Source organism: Rhodobacteraceae bacterium M382 (genome assembly GCA_025141015.1).
In the GTDB taxonomy this organism is placed as follows: Bacteria; Pseudomonadota; Alphaproteobacteria; order Rhodobacterales; family Rhodobacteraceae; genus Aliisedimentitalea; species Aliisedimentitalea scapharcae.
Genome location: CP081098.1, coordinates 2055163 through 2065044, shown reverse-complemented (window position 1 = coordinate 2065044; position 9882 = coordinate 2055163). Strand labels below are relative to the sequence as shown.

Annotated in this window: 15 protein-coding genes; 13 read left to right on the top strand and 2 right to left on the bottom strand. The window is 57.5% G+C overall.

Annotation, left to right across the window (positions count from 1 at the left end; genetic code table 11):
- Positions 1–4: 4 nt before the first annotated feature.
- Both K3727_09630 and K3727_09625 read right to left on the bottom strand, forming a co-directional pair.
- Positions 5–607, bottom strand: a complete 603-nt coding sequence (locus K3727_09630) for a LuxR family transcriptional regulator (GenBank protein ID UWQ93016.1) — start codon at positions 605–607, stop codon at positions 5–7.
- Positions 608–826: 219 nt separating this feature from the next.
- A complete protein-coding gene (locus K3727_09625) occupies positions 827–1162 on the bottom strand; it encodes a helix-turn-helix domain-containing protein (protein ID UWQ93015.1) in 336 nt (111 codons plus the stop codon).
- 593 nt (positions 1163–1755) lie between these two features.
- On the opposite strand from K3727_09625, the gene K3727_09620 reads away from it, so the two are divergent.
- The 13 genes from K3727_09620 to K3727_09560 all read left to right on the top strand — a co-directional run bounded on the left by K3727_09620 (position 1756) and on the right by K3727_09560 (position 9877).
- Positions 1756–2088, top strand: coding sequence for a hypothetical protein (locus K3727_09620; GenBank protein UWQ93014.1), 333 nt, complete (start codon positions 1756–1758; stop codon positions 2086–2088).
- 32 nt (positions 2089–2120) lie between these two features.
- Entirely contained in the window at positions 2121–3014 is an 894-nt protein-coding gene (locus K3727_09615; GenBank protein ID UWQ93013.1) for a ParB N-terminal domain-containing protein, read from the top strand.
- A gap of 3 nt (positions 3015–3017) precedes the next feature.
- Complete coding sequence (locus K3727_09610; GenBank protein ID UWQ93012.1) at positions 3018–5144, top strand: Mu transposase C-terminal domain-containing protein; 2127 nt, start codon at positions 3018–3020, stop codon at positions 5142–5144.
- A 63-nt stretch (positions 5145–5207) separates the two neighbouring features.
- Positions 5208–5951, top strand: a complete 744-nt coding sequence (locus K3727_09605) for an ATP-binding protein (GenBank protein UWQ93011.1) — start codon at positions 5208–5210, stop codon at positions 5949–5951.
- Entirely contained in the window at positions 5948–6793 is an 846-nt protein-coding gene (locus tag K3727_09600; GenBank protein ID UWQ93010.1) for a hypothetical protein, read from the top strand. The genes K3727_09605 and K3727_09600 overlap by 4 nt, the downstream gene beginning before the upstream one ends.
- 8 nt (positions 6794–6801) lie before the next feature.
- On the top strand, positions 6802–7164 hold the full coding sequence (locus tag K3727_09595; GenBank protein ID UWQ93009.1) for a helix-turn-helix transcriptional regulator: 363 nt from the start codon (positions 6802–6804) through the stop codon (positions 7162–7164).
- Positions 7161–7475, top strand: a complete 315-nt coding sequence (locus K3727_09590; protein ID UWQ93008.1) for a hypothetical protein — start codon at positions 7161–7163, stop codon at positions 7473–7475. The genes K3727_09595 and K3727_09590 overlap by 4 nt, the downstream gene beginning before the upstream one ends.
- Positions 7468–7686: a hypothetical protein gene (locus tag K3727_09585; protein UWQ93007.1), complete on the top strand. Its 219-nt coding sequence runs from the start codon at positions 7468–7470 to the stop codon at positions 7684–7686. The genes K3727_09590 and K3727_09585 overlap by 8 nt, the downstream gene beginning before the upstream one ends.
- A gap of 212 nt (positions 7687–7898) precedes the next feature.
- Positions 7899–8504 carry a DUF3164 family protein gene (locus tag K3727_09580; protein ID UWQ93328.1) on the top strand — a complete coding sequence of 202 codons (606 nt, stop codon included), beginning with the start codon at positions 7899–7901 and terminating at the stop codon, positions 8502–8504.
- 11 nt (positions 8505–8515) lie between these two features.
- The gene (locus K3727_09575) at positions 8516–8788 is read left to right on the top strand and encodes a hypothetical protein (GenBank protein ID UWQ93006.1); all 273 of its coding nucleotides are present in this window, start codon (positions 8516–8518) and stop codon (positions 8786–8788) included.
- A 2-nt stretch (positions 8789–8790) separates the two neighbouring features.
- The gene (locus K3727_09570) at positions 8791–9042 is read left to right on the top strand and encodes a hypothetical protein (GenBank protein ID UWQ93005.1); all 252 of its coding nucleotides are present in this window, start codon (positions 8791–8793) and stop codon (positions 9040–9042) included.
- A complete protein-coding gene (locus K3727_09565) occupies positions 9039–9494 on the top strand; it encodes a regulatory protein GemA (GenBank protein UWQ93004.1) in 456 nt (151 codons plus the stop codon). The genes K3727_09570 and K3727_09565 overlap by 4 nt, the downstream gene beginning before the upstream one ends.
- The gene (locus K3727_09560; protein UWQ93003.1) at positions 9491–9877 is read left to right on the top strand and encodes a helix-turn-helix domain-containing protein; all 387 of its coding nucleotides are present in this window, start codon (positions 9491–9493) and stop codon (positions 9875–9877) included. The genes K3727_09565 and K3727_09560 overlap by 4 nt, the downstream gene beginning before the upstream one ends.
- Positions 9878–9882: the final 5 nt, after the last annotated feature.

The window sequence follows — 9882 nt, the reverse complement described above, 5'->3', positions numbered from 1 at the left end:
TCTGTCAGATCCAGCAATTTTTTATCGCAAATGATATTACCGATGCAGGAGACGTCGTGCCGGTCTTTTCGTACACCCGCCGCCGTCTCATGCGAACTGACTCGAGCTTGATCCCAAGTCGCTCTGAAATCTCCCGATCGTGAAGCCCACTCGCCATAAGGTCGAGCACATCAAGCTCTTTATCGGTAGCTACAACAGGATACGGCTCGGAGGCCTGGAGGCAGTGAAGAGCACTGGCTGCGGCTTTCGCTTTTCGGACGTCATCGGCGTTCCACTTGCGCCCCGCGCAACTCACAATAGTCCTAGATCCACAGATGTTGAGAGACAGCGTGTTGCCCTCAGACAAACCAAATTTTGCGGCCTCCCTGAAGACCGGGTTATCCGGGTATTTCGCATCCAGTTCGCTCCAAGTAAAATGCCCGCATCTCTTCTGTCCGTGGATAATTGTCGGGTCAAAATTCAAGAAGCGCTTCTCAACATAGGTATCCACCCACTCCTTGGCATAAGTCGAGTGGACCCACTTGGGTTCATTGTTACTGAAGCCGACTCCAATAGAGAAACCTTGGTCCGAAAGCCCCGACAGAACCGAGAAAAAAATTGGCTCCATATCACTAATCATATTGGAAGCGCCCGCATAACGTGTATCTTGCCTCTAAGTAGCATCAGGTCAAAACTATAACAAGTGATAATTTTGAGAACATCAAGCAGAGACAGACCCGTCACGGCGAACACCTTGGAGCGTATTGCCCTTCTTGTGGAAAGCATGGAGCAGGACCATCCAGGCAGCGGAATCGCGGCGTACTTGAGAGCCAAAATGGAAGTGCAGTCAGCTTTTCCGAGCGCTGTCGATCAACCTAGCGACAAGTGAAGCATCTTGTTCAGTCAGGTTCGCCGCATCTTTGACGGTTTCCCTGATCCCCTGCCCGCCAACATCACGCAGAAACAAAAAACTCGGTTCTATTCCAGCGACTTCACAGATCCTCAGGATCTTATCGACTGTGGGATTGATTCTGCCGTTCAGCATCTTGCTGACGTATTCTTTGTTGAAACCCGCGCTGCTGGAGAGCTCTTTGTAACCTAGGCCACGATCATCTATCGCCTGCCTAAGACGTTTCCGCCACAGCTCGTGATCTAGACCGATGTTATCTGGTGTTTCTGACATGCGCGCATTCTCACATGGAACTTTAATTCGCGCAAACGGAAATAAAGTTCTTGAGGTCATAATACAGCGCCGCATGTATAGATATTTATTTCTATCTTGTAGACGTTTTGCATTGCTCAAATAGAAATATATGTCTACTCTCTGGATCTAACGGAGGGTTTTTATGTCGAGCAAAACCAAAACCATCGCCCCTATGAGCGGGAAAGAGTTTCAGAAGTTCCTGAAGGCGGAGATCAACCGTAGAAACAAGGGACTGGGACGTGTCAATCTCACCCGCCTTGGCCGGTTGTGCGGTTACACTGGCCGCTACCTGAGAACCTTGCTGGACGGAGAGGACCCCAATCCCTCTACCAAGGCACAGAGGTGCATTCTCTTTACGCTTGGGTATCCCGTGGAGCGTCCGGAGCAAGACGTTCTTCCCCACCTAAAACTGAAAGGCGTCTTTGACCCCAACGTCCATGGGCTTGGGTCTCACGGCCGGAGGGCGTCATGAAAAATCAGACGTTGCTCGCATGAATCAAAAAGCCCTCCCAGCGACGCAAAACACCTTCAACATAATTCCTCTTATGGCCCCTTCATTCGGAGCATAAATCATGACCCAAAATGTCTTTTCCCCTGCACTGAGCATTACCTACCTGCCCCACATTTCACCGGGCCTTCTGTCCCCCGCCGAACGCATGGCCGTGCTGATCGAAGCCTGCCGCTTTCACCAGAAAACTTGTGCATCGGTTCGCAGGACGTCCCAGGCGGCATTGGCGGCGGATCGGTCCTCCAGTCATTTCGGCACCCTCAATGACCGCTACGACGCAGCCGTGAACGAGGAAATCAGGGCCAATCTGGAGATCAAGGCGCACCTCAAAATCCTGCTGGCAGACGGCACCCTGTCCCGGTGCCAGGAATTTTTGAAGGCCAATCCAATCGCCTGACACCTGTTTCCCTGTCTTTCCGGAGTATCCCCATGCGCCCTGCCCGCCTGATTGAAACCACCGAAATTGCCTTGGCCGACATCGACACCAGCAATCGCTTGCGCCCGGTCTCGCAAACCGCCGTTGAAGCCCTGGTGGGTTCGATTGAAGATCTGGGCCTGCGAGACGAAATCCATGTGCGCAAGATCAAGAAAAGCGGCAAGATCCGGTTGATTGCCGGAGGGCATCGGGTGGCGGCGTTTCAGGCGATGGGGCGCGAGACCATCCCGGCCAAGGTCTGGGATTGCACCGATGATTTTGCCCAACTGGCCGAGATTGACGACAACCTGGCCCATGCAGAATTGGATACGCTGGAACTGAGCGTGTTCCTGGCGCGCCGCAAAGAGGTCTATGAACGGGTCTACCCCGAGACCAAACATGGCGGCGACCGAGGCAACCAGCATATTGGCGGTAGGCAAACGGACATCTTGTCCTTTTGCCAAAGCGTGGCCGAAAAAAGGGACGTCTCAGAGCGTCAAATTCGCCGTCTGGTCGCCGCCGGGCAATGTCTCGGCCCCCAGGAAATCCGGCAACTGCGCGACGCGCCCAGGAAGGTGACACTGGCGGATCTGCAAGAGATCGCCAAATGCAGCCAGCCCACAGACCGCTATGAGATCTGCCGCGCCCTGGGCGATGGCTCCGCCAAATCCGCCAAAGAGGTCATGAACCGCAAGAAGGCTCCCGGTGCTGGCATTTCCGACCCGGTCGAAGACTTCCGTATCAAGCTGAATGACGTGTTTGCCCGGGCGTCCAAGGAGGCACGGCGGCGGTTTGCAAACGATCAGCGCGACATTCTATTGGAATTGCTGGGTGCCCCTGCCCTGATCGAGGACACGCCCGAACCCGCAGAAGTCGTCTTGTTCAAAAGCCGCCAGGCGCAGGGCTAGACCATGAGCGTCACCGAACCCCATAAAATCTGGTGGACCGCAGACGAGTTGGCAGCATCCGGCCTGCCCGAACTGCCCGGCACCAAGCGCGGCATCAACCTGTTGGCCGACCGGCTGGGTTGGAAGGCGCAACCGGGTTGCGCCAAGCGTAAACAGGGGCGCGGTGGCGGCTGGGTATATCACTGGTCGGTTCTGCCCCTGGGCACCCGGCGCAAGCTGTTGAAAGATGCGGCTGACGTTCCTGCAGAGCGCCCGGAGCGCGGCGATATGTGGGCGGCCTTTGACACACTGCCCAACAGCGCAAAACAAAAGGCCAAGGACCGTCTGGCCGCCCTGCAATTGGCAGATCGCTTGTATGCCACCGGCGTTACCAAAGTCGTCGCCATGACCGAGGCCGGTCGCCAACACGGGTTCACATCCCGCAGCCTTTATGAATGGTCCCGCCTGGTCGAAGGTGTCGAGCCCGCCGATTGGCTGGCCTATCTGGCCCCACGCAACCGGACGGCCCCGCGCAAGGATACAAAAGCCGTCTGCACCCAGGCGTTCATGGACTATTTAAAAGGGCTTTATCTGCGCCAGGAAGGGCCTTCTTTCAGCCAGTCCTGGCGGCTGGCGATGAAGAAGGCCGAGGCCGAAGGCTGGGACGCTCTGACCCAAAAGACCGCCAAACGTCATCTGGAAAATCAGGTGCCGCATCTGACCCTGGTCCTGGCACGGGAGGGCGAAGCGGGGCTGATGCGCAGCTTCCCGGCCCAGATCAGGGACCGCAGCGGCTTGCACGCTCTGGAAGGTGTGAACGCCGACTGCCACAAGATCGACGTCTTTGTGAGCTGGCCTGACGGCACAATCAATCGCCCGCAGATCGTGGCGTTCCAGGACCTCTATTCGGGCAAGATCCTGTCCTGGCGGGTCGATCATTCGCCGAACAAAGTCATGGTGATGAGCGCCTTTGGCGAATTGGTCGAAACCTGGGGCATTCCCAAGCGGTGCCTGTTCGACAACGGGCATGAGTTTGCCAACAAATGGATGACCGGCGGCACCAAAACCCGGTTTCGCTTCAAAGTGCTGGACACCGACCCGCGCGGCGTCATGGATCTGATGAACATTCAGGTACATTGGGCAACACCGGGTCACGGTCAGGCCAAACCTGTTGAACGGGCATTTGGTGACTGGGCCGAGAACATCGCCAAGGATCCACGGTGCCACGGGGCCTATGTCGGCAAGAGCCCGGTCGCAAAACCCGAGAATTACCGCGAGCGGGCGATCACCATGGACACCTTTCTAAAGGTTGTCGAAGAGGGGGTGATTGAACACAACGCCCGCGAAGGTCGCCTGTCGCCAACCGCCAAAGGGCGTTCCTTTGATCAAACCTTTGCCGAGAGTTTCCAAGCCGCGCCAATTCGCAAGGCTACAAAAGAACAACGCCGCCTGTGGTTGCTTTGCCAACAAGTGGGCAAACTCAACGCCCAGAACGGACAGATCAAGCTTTACGGCAATTTCTATTATTCCGAATGGATGAGCCAGCATCCTGGCCTGCGGGTCGTTGCCCGGTTCGATCCGGATCATCTCCACGCCGGTCTCGAGATCTACAGCGTCGATGGCGAATATCTGGGCTTTGCTGAATGCCGCCAGAAGGTCGGGTTCTTCGACCTGTCCGGTGCCCGGGAACAGGCCCGCCGAAACCGCCGCGTGAAGAAGCTGCAAAGGGAAATTCTCGAAGAACTGCGCCCTGTGAGCATCGAAGACATTGCAGCGGATATGGACACCAACCCTGCTGCCCCGTCCGATCCGCTCCGGGCAAAAGTCGTGGCTTTGAACTTCGATAAACCCCGTGTGCAGAAGCCGCGTTTTGTGACCCCGGAAAATCCCGAGTTGGACGCGGCGCGTGAGGCCCTGATCCTTTCGCTGCCTGAGAACAGAAGCGCCCAGCCAAAAATACAGACCGACGGTTTCGCACCCGCCGCCAACCCGGAGGACCGATATTCCCAGGCGTTGGACATCCTGGCCCGCTCCGATGCGGGTCAGCCCATAGGCACGGCAGAGGCCGAATGGGTCGCCGATTACCAAACGTCTGTTGAATACAAGAGCGCAAAAATGATGGCCGAAATGCTTGGAAACCAAAGCGGCTGAACGAATTGCGCCGCCGCTCGGGCCCTACCCCATGCGACGGCGCTACCTTGATCGGAGGATACTATGTCGAACTTTCTTGAAACTGGCAATATGGTGCAGCCGCTGCGCAATGTCGCCGCGCTGAACCAGCAAATACTAGCCTTGCGGAACCGCACCTTTGGCTTGCCCGGTCTCGGCGTTTTCCACGGAAACACGGGATATGGGAAGACCTTTGCCGCAACCTGGGCCGCGTCCCGAACCGGTGCCATCCATGTATCCGTCCAAAAGCGCTGGACCGCTCGGACCCTGCTGGAGAAAATTCTCGTCGAGCTGAAAATGCCACAGAACGGCACGCTGCAGAAACTCACGGACCGCACCATCCAAGGGTTGCGCCGGGCAGACCGGGCTTTGATCATCGATGAGGCGGACTATGCCGTTCAGCGCAACCTGATTGACGATATCCGGGACATTCAGGATGGCGCGGCGGTTCCCGTGATCATGATCGGGATGAGCGAGTTTGCCCTGAAGTTGGCAAAATGGCCGCTGGTCTACAATCGCGTCCTCAAATGGACACCTGCGGTCCCTGCCGATCTCAAGGACGCGCGCATCCTGGCCGGACATTATGCCGGTGGCGTCCAGGTTGCCGACGACCTTCTCATGCATGTCCTGGAACGCAACGAAGGCAGTGTTCGTGAGACCTGCCGGGACCTGGACACCATCCGCGAACACGCGCTCCAGATCGGGGTCAAAACGTTGACGCACCGGGACTGGGGCAACACCCCTTTTGAAAGCGGCCTGCTTTTGGCACCGCAGGGATATCAGCAATGACACACCAAACAGAGTTCAAAAAGCCTTTCGAGCAGGCCATCTGGAACCACATTGTCCAGGAACCCGTGATCTCCTACGCCGAGATCGTTGGCCTGGATCTGGCCCCCTGCCACCAGACCGAAACATTCCTGGGCAAACTGGTCAGCAAAGGCCAGCTGCACGTCTACGTGCGCCGCGACACCCGCGTTTTCTATTCCGCAGTCTCACCGGACAGCGCCACCCATCAACCGGACCCGGATCTGGTGGCCGAAAAAATCGGCCGCCTGGAGCTGCAATGCCCGGCACCCGGCGCGGGTTGGACACCGACAACGCCCGAAGAAACAGCACTGTTCGGTTTCATCCGGAACCGGATCCGCTTTTTCCGGCGCGAGTTGATTGACGCCAATCTGGCCAGCGCCAACCGAACTGAGGTCTTTTTTCGCGATATGCGCCGACTCGGCATCATCCGGGAAATCGGTCGGGAACAGAACATGCCTGTCTTCACGGCCCTGGACTTGGACGAGTTCTTTGAATGGTCGCGCGACACGCGCATGTCATCCGAAGGGATGATCTGGACCGCAATCCGGTCCATGCAGGAATTTACGGTCGAGGACCTTCTGCTGGGCATTGGCGAAGAAGCGGGCCGGATCACCGCGCCTATCGTGCGCGCCTATTGCCGAACATTGGTTGATGGCCAGTATCTGAGGGAGGCCCGGGTCAACAGCGGAAAACGCCAGAGGACCAGGACCTGGTACCGCCTGCTGCACGACACAGGCCCCTTCCCCCCCATCAAACGCCTGATACCGGTGATTTTTGACCAGAACGAAGAAACGGTCACCAAAGTGCTTGGGGGGCTGTCATGAGCAATCGCTTGATCATCGCCCAGGACAAATGGGGGGACACCCTGCCCGACTGGGTGCGCACCCTTGTCAAAGAATGCGACGAAAGTTCACAAAACCAAGTGGCCAGGAAACTGGGTATTTCCTCCACGGTCGTCAGCCAGGTCATCCACAACAACTACCCCGGCAATCTCGAAAACATCGCTGGCCGGGTGAGCGATGTGTTTGAGCAAAAGGAGATCGAATGCCCCGCCCTGGGCCTGATCCAAGGGGAAGCTTGCCTGCAGTGGCGTGATCAAATGGGCACGACATCCAGCGTCCCGATCCGGGTGCAAATGGACCGAGCCTGCCGCTGTTGCCCCCGGGGCCAGAAGGGCTCGGAGAGTGAAACATGACCCGAGTTGAATGGGCGGCAGAATTGGCGAACCGGGGAGTGCAGCCCGACGAGATCGCTAAAAAGCTGGGCATCCGTCGCCAGACCGCCCGGGTCTACCTGACCCGCGCCCGGAAATCCGGGATCAGCGTTCCTTACGGTGACACGCGCAGGTCACCGACGCTCGAACATAACATTCGCGCCGCCCTCAAACCCCATGCAATGCGGCGGGGAATTTCACCCTTGAAGCTCGCTGAACGGCTGCTGGAACACGTCATCCAGGCAGATCTGATCGACGCGGTGCTTGATGATCTGGAGTCCAATCATGAATGAACGTCTGACGCAGCCCGAAATGGAAGCCCGAGCGGCCCGCGCTGTCCACAAAGTGGATCTGCTGGGGCTGACCGGCACCGAGCAATGCACCCGCGAAGAGGTCGAGGCCATGGCGGCTTTGATCGTTGCAGCCGGAATCCTACCGCCCTCAACCCCGCGTTTCAAACCCGTTCCAAACCCCGTTTTCAAATCCGTGAGGAAGACGCAATGACCCAAGCCGGTATCTACGAAGCCCTGAAACATGATTGCCCATTTGCCCCTGAACGTGAACCGTTCGCTTGGGCAGGCTGGATGCAAAACGAAGGCAGTTTGTCTGGCATGGACGCTGCCAACCTCAATTGCCAGATCGTCAATGAACTCGCCGGGATCGGCAGTGCGAACCGCCTTTCGCTCCCCAAAACCATCCCAAACGGTCGCCAACTCATGGGCAACAATGAGTATATGCCCGACCCCCAGGGCAAGCTAGTGCCGGTCGAATTGATCAAGGCGCAGGATCTGCTGGAGGACGAGACCGTACGTAAGATCCTGGGATATGCCGTGTCCTTGTCTGATCAGATTGCACGGTTCAAACAGCACACTTTTGACGATCTGTCCGGCTTCGAGGCAATCCTTTTGCAGGACTATGAGATCAAGCGTGGCGGCCTCAAAGGCAACAAGACCTTCATGAGTTTTGATGGTCTGTTCAAGGTCAGTGTGGCTGTCGCGGACTTTATCGACTTCGGACCACAATTGCAGGTCGCCAAGGAACTGATCGACGAATGCCTGACCGAATGGTCCGAAACCGCCCGCCCGGAGATCCGGGCAGTGGTGACCAACGCATTCAACACCGACAAGGAAGGGAAGGTGAACCGGACAGAGCTTTTCCGCCTCAAGAAGCTCGATATCGAAGACGCCCGCTGGAAACGCGGCACCGATGCCATCAACGACGCCATGAAGGTCGTCGGCTCGAAAACCTATGTTCGCTGCTACCGGCGCGACGCCTGTGATGCACCATGGCGGGCTGTCACCATTGACTTGGCAAAAGCGTGAGGGAGGCGAACATGCAAGCGAGAAAGATTGACGATATCGAAATCGAATTGGTCGAGGTTGATCCCAAATCGTTGGCCGTCGTGCGCTCGATGGGGGTGATTGAAACACCCACAGGGGACGTGGAAGTCGCCATGCACATCAATGACGGCGTGATCGAGTTTCGCAGCCTTGGCGATCCGGTTCGGATTTTCAAAGTGAACTTGCGCCAGCTTTGCGAACGCTCGGTCGGAGCCATCCAGGCACATTTGTCTGGTGACAAAGTCAAAGCGCCCGAGGAGGCCTGATCATGTTTGTTCATTGCCGTAAGTCAGGTGAAATCTTTCTCTCGGACACACCCGATCACAGGGAGGCAGTCAAGCTTGGCGAAGGCACACGCGCGCAACTGGACCAGGCTGTCAGTCAGTGCGCCCGCCTGTCCCCGGACAATAAAACCTGGCTGGTTCCCGGTGTACCCGAAGCCAGAACCAGTCAGGACGCCTTGGTTGCGGTCTATGACTTCCTGGATCGCTTCCACCTCATTCTGACCAGCCTCTTATGACCCGCGCGTTGCAGCAGAAGATCCACATCGGGTGCCGTCAACTTGGGCTTGATCCGGCTGCCCGCCGGGACCTGCAATTGGTGGAAACCGGCAAGTCGTCCATGCGTGACATGACCGAGGCGGATCTGAAAAAGGTCATCAAACGGCTGGAATCGGACGGGTTCAAACCCACTTCAAAGCGCCATCAAAAGCACAAAGCCGCCCCACGGGCCGATCTGCGCCTGATCCATGTGCTGTGGGCCGAGCTGGGCAAAGCCGGTGAGCTGCGCGATCCGACACGCGCCGGGTTGAACAGGTTCATCCGCGCCCGGTTCGGGTCGCATTGGGGCATCGAGCTTGCTGACGTCGACGTGCTGCGCCAGTGGAATCAGATCGACCAGGTCATCCAAGCTTTGAAAGCCTGGAACCAGCGAACAGACACCGATTTCGACTGGGAGCAGCACGCCCGATGAGAAAATCGGGGACACATACAGGCGATTACCCGATGCCCCCCGCACAGGCCGAGCCCTACATCGAGGCGCTTGGGCTCGAAGATGCGTTGAAATTCATCGAAGCCTTTGGCGGCACCGAGATCTATATCGCCGCCGATCCCAAATCCCGCTCCAGTGTGGTTGCCCTCATCGGCTATCCAAAGGCCAAGGCGCTTGCCTCCATCATCGAGCGCCTGCCCCGCCGTGTTCCCCTGGTCAAAGAATGGCGGGCGCGGGTCTATAAATCCCAGGGCTTGAAAACGGTCGAGATCGCCCGCAAACTCGGCTGCGTTGAAAGTACGGCCCGGCTGTACATCAAGGGCATGAACACGCCCAAAGACCCCGACCAGCTTTCCCTGTTCTGACCCTG

Excerpts from the sequence above, each read along its gene's own strand:
- K3727_09630 (UWQ93016.1), bottom strand. The coding sequence starts at position 607 with ATGGAGCCAATTTTTTTCTCGGTTCTGTCGGGGCTTTCGGACCAAGGT.
- K3727_09625 (UWQ93015.1), bottom strand. The coding sequence starts at position 1,162 with ATGTCAGAAACACCAGATAACATCGGTCTAGATCACGAGCTGTGGCGG.
- K3727_09620 (UWQ93014.1), top strand. The coding sequence starts at position 1,756 with ATGACCCAAAATGTCTTTTCCCCTGCACTGAGCATTACCTACCTGCCC.
- K3727_09615 (UWQ93013.1), top strand. The coding sequence starts at position 2,121 with ATGCGCCCTGCCCGCCTGATTGAAACCACCGAAATTGCCTTGGCCGAC.
- K3727_09610 (UWQ93012.1), top strand. The coding sequence starts at position 3,018 with ATGAGCGTCACCGAACCCCATAAAATCTGGTGGACCGCAGACGAGTTG.
- K3727_09605 (UWQ93011.1), top strand. The coding sequence starts at position 5,208 with ATGTCGAACTTTCTTGAAACTGGCAATATGGTGCAGCCGCTGCGCAAT.
- K3727_09600 (UWQ93010.1), top strand. The coding sequence starts at position 5,948 with ATGACACACCAAACAGAGTTCAAAAAGCCTTTCGAGCAGGCCATCTGG.
- K3727_09590 (UWQ93008.1), top strand. The coding sequence starts at position 7,161 with ATGACCCGAGTTGAATGGGCGGCAGAATTGGCGAACCGGGGAGTGCAG.
- K3727_09585 (UWQ93007.1), top strand. The coding sequence starts at position 7,468 with ATGAATGAACGTCTGACGCAGCCCGAAATGGAAGCCCGAGCGGCCCGC.
- K3727_09580 (UWQ93328.1), top strand. The coding sequence starts at position 7,899 with ATGGGCAACAATGAGTATATGCCCGACCCCCAGGGCAAGCTAGTGCCG.
- K3727_09575 (UWQ93006.1), top strand. The coding sequence starts at position 8,516 with ATGCAAGCGAGAAAGATTGACGATATCGAAATCGAATTGGTCGAGGTT.
- K3727_09570 (UWQ93005.1), top strand. The coding sequence starts at position 8,791 with ATGTTTGTTCATTGCCGTAAGTCAGGTGAAATCTTTCTCTCGGACACA.
- K3727_09565 (UWQ93004.1), top strand. The coding sequence starts at position 9,039 with ATGACCCGCGCGTTGCAGCAGAAGATCCACATCGGGTGCCGTCAACTT.
- K3727_09560 (UWQ93003.1), top strand. The coding sequence starts at position 9,491 with ATGAGAAAATCGGGGACACATACAGGCGATTACCCGATGCCCCCCGCA.